Source organism: Agrobacterium sp. 22-210-1 (assembly GCF_053522525.1).
The window spans coordinates 2,290,584-2,307,001 of record NZ_JBNWCI010000001.1 but is presented as its reverse complement, the minus strand read 5'-3'; the positions used below and the strand labels follow the sequence as shown (position 1 = coordinate 2,307,001).

Genomic DNA, 16,418 nt, shown 5'->3' with positions numbered 1-16,418 from the left:
GTCTGCATCTTTGTAACCCGCATAGTGCCATTCATCTGGCGCTGTGCGGGTTAAATCTATTTGTTCTTGAGAGTATGACATGACGGAAGAACGGCGTTCGCGCGCAACGGAAGCGTTTTTTGGCAGACGCAAGGGCAAGCCTTTGCGCAACCAGCAAATCGACACGATCGAAAATCTGCTGCCTTTGCTGAAAATCGATCTGGAGAGCGCACCACCGCAAAATCTGGTGGCTCTCTTTCCCGCGGATGTAAGATCGGTCCGTCTGGAGATCGGTTTCGGCGGCGGCGAGCACCTTGCCCATCGCGCGGTTGAAAACCCCGAGACAGGCTTTATCGGCGTCGAGCCCTTCGTCAATTCAATGGCCAAGCTGCTCGCAACAGTGCGTGAACGCGAGCTGATGAATATCCGTCTTTACGATGATGATGCGACGCAATTGCTGGACTGGCTGCCGGAGGCTTCGATCGATCACATTGACCTTCTTTATCCCGATCCCTGGCCGAAGAAAAAGCACTGGAAGCGCCGTTTCGTCTCCGACGTCAATCTGGCCCGTTTCCACCGGGTGCTGAAACCCGGCGGCAAGTTCTGCTTCGCGTCGGATATCGATACCTACGTTAACTGGACGCTGCAGCATTGCGCCCGTCACGGTGGTTTCGAATGGACGGCGGCGACCGCTGACGACTGGCGCACGCCGTATGCCAACTGGCCGGGTACGCGTTATGAGAACAAGGCGAAAAGAGAAGGCCGCAGCTCGGCCTATCTCACTTTTATTCGTCGCTGAGCGGCTGAAGTCTCAGATATTCGCATCCACTTCCGCCGCAAGCGGAATGGAGGGCTGGGCGCCGGCGCGAGTGCAGGCGAGCGAACCTGCGACGGCTGCACGCTTCAGCGCCTTTTCGAAATCCATGCCCTGATCGAGGCTGGCGGCGAGATAACCGCAGAAGGTATCGCCTGCGCCAACCGTATCGACCGGCACGATCTTCAGACCGGCCGCCCGGTAAAGCTTGCTGTTGCGAATGGCGATCACGCCGTCCGCTCCGAGCGTGACGATCAATGTCTGGCCGGTTTTTTCATGTAAGACCTTGAGTTCGTTTTCCCGTTCCGAACCGGAAAGCCCGTTTTTGCCGATCAGCAGCTCGAACTCGGTTTCATTGGCAATGACGATATCGGCAAGGCCGGCAAGGCGTGGCCCGTCGGCGGTCAACGGGGCAGTATTGATGACGGTGGTGATACGTTTCGCCTTCGCGGCCGTCAGCGCCGCTTCGATGGCGGGCGCGGGTATTTCGAACTGCAGCATCAGAATATCGCCCGCCGACATCTCCGTCACGACCTTGGCGGCGTCGGATGCCGACACTTCGCCATTGGCAGCGGGAATGACCGAGATCATGTTCTCTCCGCCTTCACCGATCAGGATCATCGCCGTACCGGTCGGGCCCGGCGCGGTCTTGACGAGCGAGAGGTCGGTGCCGGCATCACGCAACAATGTCAGCGCCGGTGCGGCAAACGTATCGTCGCCCGCAGCGCCCGCCATTTTGACCGTGGCGCCCGCCCGCTTTGCGGCAAGCGCCTGATTGGCTCCCTTTCCGCCCGCCGCGGTGGAGAAGCTCTCTCCCGTCACGGTTTCACCGGGTTTGGGAAGGCGTTTTGCGGTGGCGATGAGATCCATGTTGATGGAGCCGAAAACAGTAATCATGGGCGGCATGTCCGTATGAAATTCAAGCAAGACGGCGACTTTGCCCGAGACGATCACTCGTCGTCAACTACCCGCAATTTGGCCGCACCGGCTCTGTTATCCGCAAAGCGACGGGCTTGCTCGATTTCCCCATGCGCAGCTTCTTTTTCCGTCGGCAAAAAATCGAGGCCCTCAATTTTTTGGCCGCGCGCCAAGACCTTGTCGGAGGAAATCAGCATCATGTCGACGTCCTTCTGCGCCAGCCCAAAATGGGCTTGCAGCTTGCGTGTTCGGTCGTCCAGCCGCCGCACATCGTCCATAAGCAGCGCCACTTCGCCTTGAATGAGATGCGCCTGCTCGCGCATGCGCTGATCTTTCAGCACCGACTGGATGACCTGCACCGACAGCATTAGAAGTGACGGCGATACGATGACGACGCGAGCCCGATGGGCGCGCTGCACCAGATATTCGAAATGCTGGTGAATATCGGCAAAGATCGATTCCGACGGCACAAAGATGAAGGCCGTATCCTGCGTCTCGCCGCGGATGAGGTACTTTTCGGCCACATCGCGAATATGTACTTCCATATCGCGCCGGAACTGCTGGGTGGCGGCGCGTTTGGCGTCAGGCGATTCATCTGCTTTCAGTGCGTTCCACGCTTCCAGCGGAAACTTGGCGTCGATGACAAGCGGCGGCGCGTTATTCGGCATCTTGATCGTACAGTCCGGCCGGTAACCGTTCGAAAGTGTGGGCTGAAGCTGGAACGCACCTGCGGGAAGTGCATCGGCGATCAGCGCCTCCATGCGCGCCTGTCCGAAGGCCCCACGCGTCTGTTTGTTGGAAAGGATCGCCTGTAGCCCGACCACATCTTTGGCCAGATCCTGAATATTGCCCTGTGCAGCATCGATGACCGCCAAGCGCTCCTGAAGACGGCTCAGATTCTCATGCGTCGACCGGGTTTGTTCCGTGAGCGTTTCGCCCAGTCGTTGCGACATGCCGTCGAGGCGCTGGTTAAGCGTCTGGCTCATCTCGGTCTGGCGTGTGCCAAGCGTCTCCGCCATGGCGGCAATCCGGCCGTGCAGTTCGGACTGGGTTTTCAGGAGGTCGGAAATTTCACCGTCGGCTCCCGCTTTTTTCACGCGGTTCGTCGTGACCAGCCATGTGATCGCGAGAGCGAAAACCAGAGCCGCGAGCAGCGCGCCGAAGCTGATATTGACGGAACCGGCCCGCAATGCTGGATCGAGGAGAACGGATAAATCTATGCTCATGATTAAATCTAGCAGATTTCTTGTGATTCGTAAGATCAAAACAAGAACATTCCTGCGGCGGAAATGAGTCCGGGAGAGCGGAAGCCCGGCGCGGTTTGACCGCTCGTGTTTTTTATTTCCTCCGCGCAAGAGATACGTTATGGGAAGCCATGACTATCAAACCGCTTATCATTTTGCCCGATCCCGTGCTGCGCCAGCAATCGAAACCCATCGAACAGGTGGATGCCGAAGTGCTGCGCCTTGCCGACGACATGCTGGAAACCATGTATGATGCGCCGGGCATTGGCCTTGCCGCCATCCAGGTCGGCGTAGCGCGGCGAATGCTGGTGATTGACGTTGCGCGTGAGGGCGAGGAAAAGACCCCAGTCGTCTTCATCAACCCGGAAATCCTCAAGGTGTCGGACGATATTTCGACCTATGAGGAAGGCTGCCTCTCCATTCCCGACTATTACGCCGAAGTCGAGCGTCCCGCCTCTTTGACGGTGCAATATGTCGGCCGTGACGGCAAGCAGCAGACCGTGGAGGCAGACGGGCTTCTCGCCACGTGCCTGCAACACGAGATCGACCACCTGAACGGTGTTCTGTTCATCGACCATATTTCGCGACTGAAGCGCGACATGGTCATCAAGAAATTCACCAAGGCGGCCCGCGCAAAGGTCTGATCCGTCCTCTTTAGCCAGAGACCGACCAGCAGAAAGGGCAGGGGGCGACGATGGCTCTTCGCATCATCTTCATGGGCACGCCGGATTTTTCCGTTCCCACCTTGCGTGCATTGGTGGAAGCGGGTCACGAGGTCGTTGCCGTTTATACCCAGCCGCCGCGCCCCGGCGGTCGTCGTGGCCTTGATCTGCAGAAGTCTCCCGTGCATCAGGCGGCCGAACTTTTGGGCCTGCCCGTGCTGACGCCCGTAAACTTTAAGGCCGAGGAAGATCGCCAGCAGTTTCAGGCCTTCAACGCAGATGTGGCGGTCGTCGTGGCTTACGGGCTGCTGTTGCCTGAAGCGATCCTCACTGGCACGCGCCTTGGCTGTTATAATGGCCACGCCTCCTTGCTGCCGCGCTGGCGGGGTGCGGCCCCCATCCAGCGTGCGATTATGGCCGGCGATGCCGAGACCGGCATGATGGTCATGAAAATGGAAAAGGGGCTCGATACTGGCCCCGTCGCGCTGACCGCAAAGGTCGCGATCGGCGAGAATATGACCGCCGGCGAATTGCACGACAGTCTCATGCTCGCAGGCGCGCGGCTGATGCGGCAAGCGATGCACAGACTGGAAGCAGACGACCTGCCCCTCGTCACACAGGCCGAAGAGGGTGTTGTTTACGCTTCAAAGATCGATAAGGGTGAGACCCGCATCGATTTCTCTCGCCCTGCACAGGATGTCCATAACCATATTCGCGGCCTTTCGCCTTTTCCCGGTGCATGGCTGGAAATGGATATTGGCGGCAAGGCGGAGCGTGTGAAGGTTCTGGCCTCTGAGCTGGCGAGCGGCATGGGAGAAGCGGGCACCGTGCTGGACGACGCCCTCACCATCGCCTGCGGCAGCGATGCCGTTCGGCTCACCCGCCTGCAAAAGGCGGGCGGCAAACCGATGTCGGCCGCCGATTTTGTTCGCGGCACCCCCGTTCCCGTCACAACGAGGCTCGGCTGATGCCACGCTTCCGCATGACCGTCGAATATGACGGTTCACCCTATTTCGGCTGGCAGAGACAGGATAACGGCCCCTCGGTTCAAGGCGCGCTGGAAGCTGCGGTCCGGTCGCTGACAGGGGAAAACGTTTCCATTCGCGGTGCGGGCCGTACGGACTCCGGCGTGCATGCCGTCGGGCAGGTGGCCCATGCCGATCTTTCTCGCGATTGGCAGCCTTACAAGCTTCGCAATGCGTTGAACGCCCATCTGGCAATGGCCAAGGAGGCCGTCTCGGTTCTTGACGTCGCAGCCGTAACGGAAGATTTCGACGCCCGTTTTTCCGCCACCCGCCGCCATTATCTCTATCGCATCATTTGCCGGAAATCGCGGCTGGCGCTGGAACACAAGCGCGCATGGTGGGTGTCGAAAGACATGGATCATGAGCTTATGCACGCGGCAGCGCAGATGCTCGTCGGTCGGCATGATTTCACGACCTTTCGCTCGGTTCATTGTCAGGCGAACAGCCCGATCCGGACACTCGACCGGCTGGATGTGACGCGCAACGGCGACCTCATCGAAATCCGCGCGACGGCGCAGAGTTTCCTGCATAACCAGATACGCTCTTTCGCCGGTACGCTGAAAATGGCCGGTGAAGGCGCCATGACGCCGGAGGATGTGCGTGCGGCACTGGAGGCGCGGGATCGCAAAGCCTGCGGCCCCGTTGCCCCGCCGGACGGTCTTTATTTCATGCAGGTCGATTATCCCGACGTAATTGAGCCTAGGCGCCTGCGCATGGAGATGAGCAATGACGGTGACGATCTATCATAATCCCGCCTGTGGAACTTCGCGCAACACGCTTGCGATGATCCGGGCCTCCGGTGTTGAGCCCGTGGTGATAGAATATCTGAAAACGCCGCCTGCACGAGAAGAGATACGTGATCTTGCCACACGCATCGGGCTTCCGCTCAGGGCCCTGCTGCGCGAAAAGGGAACGCCCTATGCGGAGCTGGGGCTGCAGGATGAGACCATTCCGGATGATGCGCTGCTGGATGCTATCGAAGCCCACCCGATCCTGCTCAACCGCCCGATCGTGGTGACGCCCAGGGGTGTGCGGCTTTGCCGGCCTTCAGAGGTCGTGCTGGAAATTCTGCCCAACCCGGACATAGGTGAATTCGTGAAGGAAGACGGAGAGGTCGTCCGCTCCGGCTCGTGAAGCGTTTCGCAAAGGCTAGGCGGGGTAGACGCCAAGAAAACGCTGCAGCGCCTCCGAGAGAAGCATGCCCGGCACCAGCAGCGTCATGACGATGGCCGTGACGAGCAGCGACTGGTCACGGATGAAGAACCGCACGATCCGCGAAAAAGCGAAGACCAGCGACAGGAGCAGTGCCAGCCACAGAATGGCGATCAGCCCCTGCAGGGGCGGCAGGAAGAACGCGATCAGGATCAGAGCCGCATAGGCGTAAGAAAATGGCAGCGACAGCCAGTTCATGGTGGTGACCAGTGGCGCGAATTTTTCGCGTGCGCCGAAAGCGAAGAGTAGAATTCCGATCAACAGCAGCGGCACGATCCAGCAGATGGCTTCGACCATTGCCAGACGGAAAAAGAAGATCAGCCCGGTTCCGGTGCCCGGCGGATAGCCGGCAAGGAAGGCCGCGCGCAGCCACAGCCAGGACACCAGCATGGCGGGCAGGCACCAGAGGGCGGAATAGAAGGAGCGCCACATGCCACGCTCGGAGAGGTCCAGATAGCGCGCACCGGTATGGTCGCCGAGCAGCAGCAGCCACAGGCCCTTCAGATAAAGCCTTATCTCACTTGCCGTCGGCATGGGCGAACCAGCGTTCGATAAAGGTTTCGTAGATACGCGTCAGTGTCTCGAGATCGGCAACCGCCACGCGCTCATCGACCATATGCATCGTTTGTCCGACGAGACCGAACTCCACCACCGGGCAATAATCCTTGATGAAGCGGGCATCCGAGGTGCCGCCGGTGGTCGAGAGCTTGGGTTCCTGACCGGTAACGGCCTCAACCGCGCCTGAGAGCGACGAGATGAGCGCATTGTTGCGCGTCAGAAAAACGTGAGCCGGTCGGTCCGCCCAGACGATCTCATATTTGACCGGACTGCGGTCAGGGCGAAGCTCGCCTTCGGCTGCGGCGGCATCCAGACGGCGGATGATTTCCGTCCGCAGGCTTTCCACTGTCCAGGTATCGTTGAAACGAATGTTGAAGGCCGCCGTCGCCCGTGCGGGGATGACATTGGTAGCGGCATTGCCGGTATCGACGGTCGTGACTTCCAGATTGGATGGCTGGAAATTATCCGTGCCGTGATCAAATGGCGGGTGCATCAGCGCATGGGTGAGCTGCAGCAGCCCGCGAATGGGGTTGTCGGCGAGATGCGGATAGGCGGCATGGCCCTGAACGCCATGGACGGTGATCCTGCCGGAAAGCGATCCGCGGCGACCGATCTTGATCATGTCGCCCAGCTGGTCGGGATTGGTCGGTTCGCCCACCACGCAGGCATCCCATGTTTCGCCTTTGCCGGCCGCCCATTCCAGAAGCTTGGAGGTGCCGTTGATCGACGGGCCTTCCTCATCGCCGGTGATCAGGAAGGAAACGGAGCCCTGCGGTTTGCCATGTTTTTCGATGTGGCGGGCAATGGCGGCGACGAAACAGGCGATACCGCCCTTCATGTCCACCGCACCCCGACCGTACATTTCCCCGCCGGCAATCTCTGCCGAAAAGGGCGGATGGCTCCACGCGGCTTCGTCACCCACAGGAACGACATCCGTATGGCCCGCAAACATCAGATGCGGACCCTCCGTGCCGAGCCGGGCATAGAGGTTTTCCACATCAGGCGTTCCCGCCTCGCGCGCCACCATCTTCTCAACCGCAAAGCCAAGCGGCGAAAGCAGGGTATCGAGCAGGGAAAGCGCACCGCCTTCCGCAGGCGTCACCGATGGGCAACGGATGAGGGCGGCGAGATTTGCAACGGGATCGGTCGTGGTCATAGCAGTCGCTTTTATCAGTCGCGCAGAAGCTCGTTGATGCCGGTCTTGGAGCGGGTCTTTTCATCGACCCGCTTGACGATGACGGCGCAATAGAGGCTCGGGCCCGGCTCGCCGTTCGGGAAAGGCTTGCCCGGCATGGTGCCGGCAACGACGACGGAATAGGGCGGAACTTCGCCATAGGTGATTTCGCCGGTGGCGCGATCGACGATCTTGGTCGACTTGCCGATGAACACGCCCATGCCGAGAACCGCGCCTTCGCGCACGATGCAGCCTTCGACGACTTCCGAGCGGGCACCGATGAAGCAATTATCCTCGATGATGGTCGGGCCGGCCTGAAGCGGCTCCAGAACGCCGCCAATGCCGACGCCGCCGGAAAGGTGCACATTCTTGCCGATCTGCGCGCAGGAGCCGACGGTTGCCCAGGTATCGACCATCGTGCCTTCATCGACATAAGCGCCGAGATTGACGAAGGAGGGCATCAGCACGACGTTCTTGGCGACATAGGCGGAGCGTCGCACGACGGCGTTCGGCACGGCGCGGAAACCGGCGGCACGGAACTGGTTTTCACCCCAGTTTTCGAATTTCGAAGGCACCTTGTCCCACCAGGTGGATTCACCCGGTCCACCGGTCACGATCTCCATGTCGTTCAGGCGGAAGGAGAGGAGCACGGCCTTTTTCAGCCACTGGTTCACCTTCCAGTTGCCATCCGCCTGCTTTTCAGCCACGCGCGCCTTGCCGCTATCGAGAAGTTGAAGAGATGTGTTCACCGCATCGCGAACCTCGCCCTTCGTCGATACGTTCACGCCATCGCGGTTGTCGAAGGCGGTTTCGATGATGGTTTCGAGGGAGGTGAGATCCGTAAGGCTCATGGAAAATTCCTTAAAGTCGCGTGTGGTCGTGGTCACGGCTGGTCCCGCGCCGCTGGAAGGCTTTGGCCATTTGATCTAAGGGAGTGTTGGAAAGGCGTCAATGTGATTTGGGTGATTTGGCGCGTCAGACGAAAGGCATGGAAATGACACGACTGAAAAATGGCAAATTGCGGCGTAAGGATGGGGTATGGGACCCTTTGAAGCGCAGCTCTGTGGACAAGCAGCAGGCCGAGGTCGTTCCCAAGACACCGCAATCGGATTCCCCGTCCTACCGGCTTGCCTATGTGGACATGGATTTCCTCTGCCGTGAGGAATTGCGTCCCGTCAGGCTTCAATTGGAACTTCTGAAGACGGAAATGGCGCTCACCGAGCGCGGCATCAAATCCACCGTCGTCATGTTCGGCGGCGCCCGCATTCCCGAACCCGGTGGCGAGGCCTGGGCGGCGCGTAACGAGACGCAGAAGCGCAACCTGGAGCAATCCTCGGTCTATTACGATGAGGCGCGCAAGTTCGCCCGGCTATGCACCGATTATGCCGCGAAATCCGATCATCTCGAATATGTCGTGGTCACTGGCGGCGGTCCCGGCGTGATGGAAGCGGGTAATCGTGGTGCTGCCGATGTGGGCGGCCCGTCGATCGGTCTCAACATCGTTCTACCGCATGAACAGGCGCCCAACCCCTATGTCACGCCGGAATTGAGCTTCAATTTCCACTATTTCGCCATCCGCAAGATGCATTTCCTGATGCGGGCGAAGGCCGTGGTGATCTTCCCCGGTGGTTTCGGTACGCTCGATGAGCTCTTCGAGACGCTGACGCTTATCCAGACCAAGCGCATGGCACCCATTCCGCTCATCCTGTTCGGCGAGAAATTCTGGCGCTCGGTGGTCAATTTCGAATTCCTGGCGGATTTCGGCACTATCGCCCCGGAAGATATGGAATTGCTTCATTTCGCCGAAACGGCTGACGATGCATGGGACATCATCTCGGCCTATTACGAACACTGATTTTTGCTTGGCGCGACGAAGTAAATTTTAGGGCTTAATTAGCAAACATACTCTAATTTTGCCTCGTCGCGCTGCAGCGCACTGTCCATGCGGACGGGCCTCCATGACGGAGATTTATCATCCGTTGACGTCAGCCTCCCGGCAGACGATTTGATCGAGGCCAAAATGTTCAATTTCAAAGTGAAGTCGCTTGCGACCAAGCTTATCCTCGTGACCGGCTGTGCCATCACCACGGTTCTTGTCGCATCGAATTCCTTCCTCATTTCCCAGACCAGCGACCGTGTCCACGCGCTGACCATGGATCAGGCCAATACCGAGGCGCGCGCCATCGCCAACGTCATCGCCGCGGACGTCGGCGAACTCGGCAGCGCCGCGCGTTCCATGGCCGGTGTCATCGGCCGTGCGCATCAGGCGAAATCGATGGATCGTCCTGGCATCGTCAACATCCTCAAGGCCAATGTCGAGCAGAATGCTTTCGCTTTCGGAAGCTGGTTCTGCGAGCAGCTCGGCCTTTTCGACGGACAGAGCACGGAGATTGCCGACAGGCTCGATCTCGGCACCAATAAAAATGGCGTCTTCGCCCCCTATTGGTCGAAGACCCAGAAGGGTGACATCCAGTTCTCGACTTTCGATAATGACTACGCCGCTGAATGGTGGGCGCTCGCCGCCAAGACGGGCAAGGGCGCCATCACCCAGCCATATCTGGCGCAGGGTACGGAAGTGCCCACCACCATGACCTCGCTTGCCTATCCCGTCATGTCGGACGGCAAGATGATTGGCGTTGCCGGCGTCGATATTTCGCTGGCCTCGCTGTCGCAGAAGCTGCAGGCGCTGCGTCCTTTCGAGACCGGCCGCGTGACGCTCGTTTCGCAGGGCGGCCAATGGCTGGTGCCGCCGACGCCTGAGCAGAACATGAAGGCCTATGACGGAGACGGCGCCAGCGCCGTTCAAGCGGCGCTCGCTTCCGGCAAGCAGGGCCTGATCGAAAACCTCGGCCTCGATACCGACGCGCCCTATAACCGCCTCGTCTATCCCTTTGCGGTTCCCGGCCTCAATGCCACCTGGGTGGTTCTGGTGGATATTCCGCACCAGGCGCTGAACGCGCCGGTGGAAGAGCAGACCTATATGATGATCATCGGTGCGCTCGTCATTCTCGCCGCAGTCATCACCGCGCTTTATTTCGCCGTGCGTCATTTCGTCGGCAACCCGCTCGCCTCGTTGGTCTCGGATGTGCGGACGCTTAGCGAAGGCCGTTACGATGAGCCGGTGTCCGGGCAGGACCGCCGGGATGAAACGGGGGCTGTGGCCACCGCGCTGGAAGGCTTCCGCGCAAAACTCGCCGGCATTCGTGAAATGGAGGCGGATGCGGCTGTCCAGCGTGGCAATGCGGAAACGGCGCGTCAGCGGTCGGAATCCGAGCGCACGGAAAACAGCCGCATGCAGCAACACATCGTCAGCGTGCTTGGCTCCGGGCTCAACGCGCTTTCGCAGGGCAATCTGACCTACCGGATCGAGGATGAGTTCCCGGGCGACTATGCGAAGCTACGCAGTGATTTCAACTCGGCGCTCGCAAGCCTCGAGGAAACCGTCTCCACCGTCAATGCGACGGTTGTCACCATCGGTAATGGCACCGGTGAGATCACCCGCGCCGCCAGTGATCTTTCGCACCGTACCGAACAGCAGGCCGCAAGTCTGGAAGAAACCGCGGCCGCCCTCAACCAGCTGACCGCACAGGTTAATTCGAGCGCGGAAAATGCCGCGCAGGCCGCTGGTGCCGTCAGCCATGCCTGCGATGACGCCGGCAAGTCGGGCGAGGTCGTGCAGCAGGCCGTTAACTCCATGCAGGGCATTGCGCAATCCTCGGCGGAAATTTCTCGCATCATCGGCGTGATTGATGAGATCGCCTTCCAGACCAATCTTCTGGCGCTGAATGCCGGTGTGGAAGCGGCCCGCGCGGGTGATGCCGGCAAGGGCTTCGCGGTCGTTGCACAGGAAGTGCGCGAACTGGCGCAACGGTCTGCAACCGCTGCCAAGGAGATCAAGGGACTGATCAACACCTCGGCCACCCAGGTGGGCGAGGGCGTCCAGCTGGTGGGCAAGGCCGGCGAGACGATGAAGAACATCGCCGATCAGGTTTTGCAGATCAACCAGCTGATACGGCAGATTTCCGCTTCCGCCAGCGAACAGGCGGTAGGTCTCAAGGAAATCAATTCTGCCGTTACCCAGATGGATCAGGTCACCCAGCAGAATGCGGCGATGGTGGAAGAAACCACGGCGGCCAGCGTGACGCTGAACGGCGAGGCCGAAACGCTGAAATCGCTTGTCGCCGGTTTCGCCGTGTCCGGTGGCCAACCCAGCCAGCAATTGCGCTCCGCGGCTGCTGCAATGCGTGCACCTTCGGCTCCGGCCGCAGCCCCAGCCCGCTCGACAGCATCGCGCCCCCGCCCAAGAACCAGCGGTGCAAACGCACTGGCGCAGGATGACTGGACGGAATTCTGACGGGTTTCCCCGCTTCAAATAAAAAGGGCCGCCGGCATATCGCCAGCGGCCTTTTTCATGTCTTCGTTCCGGTCAGAGCCGGGCAAAACGTTCCGTCAGCAATTCGAAGAACCCGTCCGCATCCACAGTGCGCATGACACGGGCATTGGCGGCGCGTTCGGTCACGTGCCACCAGTCAACCACCGTCATGCCCATGGTCAGTTCGGAAGTGGCCTCGATTTCGACGTTACACTCGCGACCCTGAAACAGCTCGGGTCTGATGAGATAGGCAATGACGGACGGATCGTGCAGCGGGCCGCCGTCCGAACCGTATTTCTCGATGTCGAAACGTTCGAAGAATTCCAGCATTTCCGCCATGGCGATGGCCGGGCGCGTGCCGATGTCGCGAATACGGCTGACCCGCGCCTTGGTGGTCAGGAGCTTATGGGTGACGTCCAGCGGCATCATGACAACAGGAATGCCGGCACGGAAGACGATATCGGCAGCCTGCGGATCGACATAGATGTTGAATTCGGCCGCGGGCGTGATGTTGCCGCCCTCGAAGAAGCCACCGCCCATCATCACCAGTTCCTTGATGCGGTCGGCGATCTCAGGCGCTTTCAGGAGCGCCAGCGCTACATTGGTGAGCGCGCCGAGCGTGCAGAGTGTCACCGTGCCCGCGGGCTCTCGCATCAGCGTTTCGATGATGAAATCGACCGCATGCTGCTTCTGCGCCTCCATCGTCGGCTCATCGAGAACAGGGCCGTCGAGACCGGTGCTGCCGTGAACATGCTCGGCAGTGATGGGTTTGCGCACCAGCGGCTTCTCTGCGCCCTCATAGACGGGAATATCGGTGCGGCCGCACAATTCGCAGATGATGCGGATGTTGCGGCTGGTCAGTTTCAGCGGGACGTTGCCGGCGACGGCGCACAATCCGAGAATGTCGATTTCTTCAGGGCTTGCGAAAGCGAGCATGATTGCCGCCGCGTCGTCCTGGCCCGGATCGGTGTCGATGATGATTTTTCTGCGTTCTGCCATGTCTTGCCCGCCGTTGAGATGAGCGCTTTTTTCGAGCGGCGGATGCTCACTTGTCAAGCTCATTCCTCGGCGCCCCCTTCGCGCCGGTCTCGCGTCTTGCGCATCGCGGTTTGGCTTCCCATATTGTTTCAGCCGGTACGATTGACCGGCAAGGTTGCCGGAAGCGGGACCGCAAAACGTCGCTTGGTTGCAAGGACAGAAAAGATATGAGCCGCATGACGCCATTCACCCACCCGCTTTTGCTGGGTTTTGATGCCATGGAAAAAACGCTGGAGCGCATGGCGAAGGCCAATGACGGCTATCCTCCCTATAACATCGAACGCCTGCCCGGGGCCGAAGACGTGCCGGAGCGCCTGCGCATCACCATCGCTGTTGCCGGGTTTTCGCAGGACGATCTGGATGTGACGACAGCCGACAACCAGCTTGTCATTCGCGGTCGCCAGCAGGAACAGGAAAAGCGGGATTTCCTTTATAGAGGCATCGCAGCGCGCCAGTTCCAGAGGGTCTTCGTGCTTGCCGATGGCATGCAGGTCAGGGAAGCGCGCATGCGCAACGGCCTTCTTTCCATCGATCTGGTGCGGCCTGAAATTTCGAACGTGGTAAAGAAAATTAATATTTCCGTCTCAGAGTAGAACGTGAACGCCGGAATCGGACATGAATCGCTCGGCGTGAAGAAGGAGGCTGAAATATGCTTTTAAAAGAAGCGCATGCGCGTCTCACCCGATCCCAGCTCGCCCATATCGGCGAGGGAGAAGTGGGATATATCCGCAAGATCCGTGCGGAAGACGTAAGCCGCTGTTTCCCGGAAGCGCCTGATCTCGATCCGCAACTGGATCTCTGGGCGCTGTTTGGTGCGGATGGTACGCCGATCCTCCTGACCGACAACCGCTCAAGTACGTTTTTCAAGGCTGCGGAAGACGATCTCAAGACCGTCAGCCTGCATTGAATAAAAAAGCCCGCTTTTGAGCGGGCTTTTTCCTTGATGGATCAAAGGAACGGGCGGTCCGGCATATCGTCGATCGAAATGACGCCGTCCTTGTTCTTGTCCAGCCGCTCGAACATTTTCTCGCCGGCTGCGGTGAATTCGGCCTTGCTGACCTGACCGTTCTCGTCGGTATCGGCCCAGCGGATCATCCCCAGGCCCGCACCCTTGCCACCATGCTTGCCCCAGCCCTGATGACCAGGACGTCCGCCATGTTCGCGTTCGGCGCGCTTGCCCTCGGGGCCTTTGCCCTCTTCGGCTTTGGCGTCCTCACGCTCGGGGCGCGGATTGGCGGCGCGGAAAGCTTCCATTTTCGCCTGGCGATATTCGCGCATTTCCTTCGGCGTGATCGAACCGTCCTTATCCTTGTCGATCTCGGTGAAAAGCGCATCCTGCCGTGCGGCGAATTCCTCCTTCGAAATCTTGCCGTCCTTATTGGTATCGGCAACCTTCAGGAGGTGAATGAAGGCAGCTTCCTGGCGGATCGGCATGCGATCCTTATGGCCTTTGCCGGGTGCGGCGAAACTCGCCGTTGCGGCCGTGCTGAGCACAAGGGCTGCGCCAAGAGCAGAGAGGGCGATTTTTCGTGTGGTCATCGTCATTACCTTTCTTTGGTGTCCCTGAAGAAAAGATAGTGACCTCTACCGGGCCTCACCACTTAAACATCGGTAAGGTGGATGAAGCTTCGGTAATGTTGCGGCGTAACTCGGCTATGGCGTTCAGCCGGCGATGGTTCGCGTCAGGAAGCCGGTCAGATTGTCGGTGATGTAGTCGATATGCGCATCGGTCTCGACGGGAATTTCCCAGCGCTCCATGATGACACCCTCAAGATTGGAGGGAACGAGCAGCACGGTTTTCATGCCGAGCGCCTTGGGGGCCGCAAGATTGCGCGGCAGGTCTTCAAACATGGCTGCTTTTTTCGTGTCGAGTTTCGCAAGTGCTGCGAATTTCTCATAGGTCGCGCTGGCCGGCTTCGGCAGATAACCGGCAGCGACGATATCGAAAATATCCTCGAACTGGTCGAGAATGCCGAGAGCGCCGGCGGCCGCCTGCGCATGCTTGACGCTGCCATTGGTCAGTATGAACTTGCGGCCCGGCAGCGCCTTGATCGCCTCGCCGAGTTCCGGATGGGGTTTCAGCGCCGAATAATCGATGGCATGGGCGCGTTCCAGAAACTCGTCCGGGCTGATGCCGTAATTGATCATCAGCCCCTGAAGCGTGGTGCCATGATCATGGTAATAACGCTTCTGCAGCACACGGGCCTCTTCGGGATCGAGCTTTAAAAGCTCCGCCACATAGGCCGTCATGTTGCGGTCGATCTGTGAAAACAGATTGACGTGATGCGGATAGAGTGTGTTGTCGAGATCGAAGACCCATTCGCTCACATGGGCGAAATCGGCGGCATCCGGCAGGTTTTTCGGCTTTGTGTCCATGGCCTGCTTTATGCCCGTTTCGAATGCTGAAGAAAATCGAAAAGACGACGATTGGCGAGAAAATCGGGCTTGGCTGGGGCCTGCAGCGCATGATACCGCCAAACCATGGAACTCTGGATAGGCATAACCTTTGCAAGCGCGTTCTTGCAGAACCTGCGCTCGACCCTGCAAAAGCACCTCAAGGGCATGATGGGCACCACGGGCGCAACCTTTGTGCGCTTCGTGTTCGGAATGCCCTTTGCTCTTGCCTATCTCGCCTTTCTGCATTTTGGGCTAGGCCGGCCGCTGCCGGTGCCGAACATGTCTTTCGCCGTGTGGGCGACGGTCGGGGCCATGGCGCAGATCGCCGCAACTTTCCTGCTGGTACACCTGTTTTCCTTCCGCAACTTCGCGGTCGGCACGGCCTATTCCCGCACCGAGCCGGCGCAGGCTGCGCTGTTCGCGCTTGTTTTTATCGGTGAAAGTATCAATGGCGGGACACTGGCGGCCATTGCTGTTTCTGTCGCCGGAGTCATGCTGATTTCGGTGGCCCGTACGGAAGTGACGCCTGCTTCCATTCTCACCTCCATCTTCAGCCGTACCGCCGGTATCGGGCTCGCTTCGGGTGCATTTTTCGGCCTGTCATCGGTTGCCTATCGTTCGGCGTCACTGGCGCTCGCGCCCAGCCTGCCGACGCCGGATGCGGTGGTTCAGGCGGGCTATACCCTCGTCATCGTCATCGTGATGCAGACAGTGTCGATGTTCTTGTGGATCGTTTGGCGGCAGAGGGACGAGTTGGGGCGCATTGCAAAGGCGTGGAAACCGTCGCTTGCTGTCGGTTTCGTGGGTGCCACGGCGTCTTTCGGCTGGTTCACCGCGATGACCTTGCAGCAGGCCGCCGTGGTCAAGGCGCTGGCGCAGGTGGAGATGCTTTTTGCCTTCGCCTCGACCGTGCTGTTCTTCAAGGAGAAGATCAACAGGCTCGAACTTTCCGGCTGCCTGTTAATTGTCGTCGGGGTGTTGTCGCTTCTGGTGTTCGGCTGAAACGTCGTCTGTGGCGGACAGGC

Annotated in this window: 18 protein-coding genes; 10 read left to right on the top strand and 8 right to left on the bottom strand. The window is 59.6% G+C overall.

The genetic code is table 11. The features are described 5' to 3' along the window. The first annotated feature begins 79 nt into the window (after nt 1-79). Nucleotides 80-778 carry a tRNA (guanosine(46)-N7)-methyltransferase TrmB gene (gene trmB / locus ACQZ5F_RS11570; protein WP_046799349.1) on the top strand — a complete coding sequence of 233 codons (699 nt, stop codon included), beginning with the start codon at nt 80-82 and terminating at the stop codon, nt 776-778. 12 nt (nt 779-790) lie between these two features. Here the strand turns inward: trmB and ACQZ5F_RS11565 are convergent, their stop codons facing one another. Both ACQZ5F_RS11565 and ACQZ5F_RS11560 read right to left on the bottom strand, forming a co-directional pair. Continuing rightward, on the bottom strand, nt 791-1,690 hold the full coding sequence (locus ACQZ5F_RS11565; RefSeq protein WP_448730461.1) for a ribokinase: 900 nt from the start codon (nt 1,688-1,690) through the stop codon (nt 791-793). Nucleotides 1,691-1,743: 53 nt separating this feature from the next. Continuing rightward, nucleotides 1,744-2,937: a DNA recombination protein RmuC gene (locus ACQZ5F_RS11560; RefSeq protein ID WP_448730462.1), complete on the bottom strand. Its 1,194-nt coding sequence runs from the start codon at nt 2,935-2,937 to the stop codon at nt 1,744-1,746. Between the two features lie 149 nt (nt 2,938-3,086). On the opposite strand from ACQZ5F_RS11560, the gene def reads away from it, so the two are divergent. From def to arsC, 4 genes are read left to right on the top strand one after another with little or no spacing between them, the layout of a single operon-like run. Beyond that, complete coding sequence (def, locus tag ACQZ5F_RS11555) at nt 3,087-3,599, top strand: peptide deformylase (protein ID WP_137083340.1); 513 nt, start codon at nt 3,087-3,089, stop codon at nt 3,597-3,599. Between the two features lie 50 nt (nt 3,600-3,649). Beyond that, nucleotides 3,650-4,585, top strand: a complete 936-nt coding sequence (fmt, locus tag ACQZ5F_RS11550) for a methionyl-tRNA formyltransferase (protein ID WP_225339523.1) — start codon at nt 3,650-3,652, stop codon at nt 4,583-4,585. Beyond that, on the top strand, nt 4,585-5,391 hold the full coding sequence (gene truA, locus ACQZ5F_RS11545) for a tRNA pseudouridine(38-40) synthase TruA (protein ID WP_137083344.1): 807 nt from the start codon (nt 4,585-4,587) through the stop codon (nt 5,389-5,391). The genes fmt and truA overlap by 1 nt, the downstream gene beginning before the upstream one ends. Continuing rightward, nucleotides 5,369-5,776, top strand: a complete 408-nt coding sequence (gene arsC, locus ACQZ5F_RS11540) for an arsenate reductase (glutaredoxin) (RefSeq protein WP_052820279.1) — start codon at nt 5,369-5,371, stop codon at nt 5,774-5,776. The genes truA and arsC overlap by 23 nt, the downstream gene beginning before the upstream one ends. Before the next feature lie 15 nt (nt 5,777-5,791). Here arsC and ACQZ5F_RS11535 read toward each other — a convergent pair whose 3' ends face one another. Genes ACQZ5F_RS11535 through dapD form a run of 3 tightly spaced genes read right to left on the bottom strand, consistent with a single transcriptional unit; the run spans nt 5,792 to nt 8,437 of the window. Beyond that, the gene (locus ACQZ5F_RS11535) at nt 5,792-6,388 is read right to left on the bottom strand and encodes a hypothetical protein (protein WP_225339522.1); all 597 of its coding nucleotides are present in this window, start codon (nt 6,386-6,388) and stop codon (nt 5,792-5,794) included. Beyond that, a complete protein-coding gene (dapE, locus tag ACQZ5F_RS11530) occupies nt 6,372-7,568 on the bottom strand; it encodes a succinyl-diaminopimelate desuccinylase (protein ID WP_225339521.1) in 1,197 nt (398 codons plus the stop codon). The genes ACQZ5F_RS11535 and dapE overlap by 17 nt, the downstream gene beginning before the upstream one ends. Nucleotides 7,569-7,582: 14 nt before the next feature. Next, on the bottom strand, nt 7,583-8,437 hold the full coding sequence (gene dapD / locus ACQZ5F_RS11525) for a 2,3,4,5-tetrahydropyridine-2,6-dicarboxylate N-succinyltransferase (RefSeq protein ID WP_046799357.1): 855 nt from the start codon (nt 8,435-8,437) through the stop codon (nt 7,583-7,585). Between the two features lie 137 nt (nt 8,438-8,574). Between dapD and ACQZ5F_RS11520 the strand changes: the two genes are divergently transcribed. Both ACQZ5F_RS11520 and ACQZ5F_RS11515 read left to right on the top strand, forming a co-directional pair. Then, complete coding sequence (locus ACQZ5F_RS11520; protein WP_432704570.1) at nt 8,575-9,441, top strand: LOG family protein; 867 nt, start codon at nt 8,575-8,577, stop codon at nt 9,439-9,441. A gap of 165 nt (nt 9,442-9,606) precedes the next feature. Continuing rightward, the gene (locus ACQZ5F_RS11515; protein ID WP_225245111.1) at nt 9,607-11,940 is read left to right on the top strand and encodes a methyl-accepting chemotaxis protein; all 2,334 of its coding nucleotides are present in this window, start codon (nt 9,607-9,609) and stop codon (nt 11,938-11,940) included. Nucleotides 11,941-12,012: 72 nt separating this feature from the next. Here ACQZ5F_RS11515 and ACQZ5F_RS11510 read toward each other — a convergent pair whose 3' ends face one another. After that, nucleotides 12,013-12,957: a nucleoside hydrolase gene (locus ACQZ5F_RS11510; RefSeq protein ID WP_046799457.1), complete on the bottom strand. Its 945-nt coding sequence runs from the start codon at nt 12,955-12,957 to the stop codon at nt 12,013-12,015. Nucleotides 12,958-13,163: 206 nt separating this feature from the next. On the opposite strand from ACQZ5F_RS11510, the gene ACQZ5F_RS11505 reads away from it, so the two are divergent. Continuing rightward, entirely contained in the window at nt 13,164-13,589 is a 426-nt protein-coding gene (locus tag ACQZ5F_RS11505) for an Hsp20 family protein (protein WP_046799358.1), read from the top strand. A gap of 56 nt (nt 13,590-13,645) precedes the next feature. Further along, nucleotides 13,646-13,903 (top strand): BQ00720 family protein, encoded by a 258-nt coding sequence (locus ACQZ5F_RS11500; protein WP_003493591.1) that lies wholly within the window; start codon nt 13,646-13,648, stop codon nt 13,901-13,903. 41 nt (nt 13,904-13,944) lie between these two features. Here the strand turns inward: ACQZ5F_RS11500 and ACQZ5F_RS11495 are convergent, their stop codons facing one another. After that, the gene (locus ACQZ5F_RS11495) at nt 13,945-14,541 is read right to left on the bottom strand and encodes an EF-hand domain-containing protein (protein WP_225339519.1); all 597 of its coding nucleotides are present in this window, start codon (nt 14,539-14,541) and stop codon (nt 13,945-13,947) included. A gap of 117 nt (nt 14,542-14,658) precedes the next feature. Then, complete coding sequence (locus ACQZ5F_RS11490) at nt 14,659-15,372, bottom strand: pyrimidine 5'-nucleotidase (protein ID WP_046799360.1); 714 nt, start codon at nt 15,370-15,372, stop codon at nt 14,659-14,661. 105 nt (nt 15,373-15,477) lie between these two features. Between ACQZ5F_RS11490 and ACQZ5F_RS11485 the strand changes: the two genes are divergently transcribed. After that, nucleotides 15,478-16,395, top strand: a complete 918-nt coding sequence (locus ACQZ5F_RS11485) for an EamA family transporter (protein ID WP_448730463.1) — start codon at nt 15,478-15,480, stop codon at nt 16,393-16,395. Nucleotides 16,396-16,418: the final 23 nt, after the last annotated feature.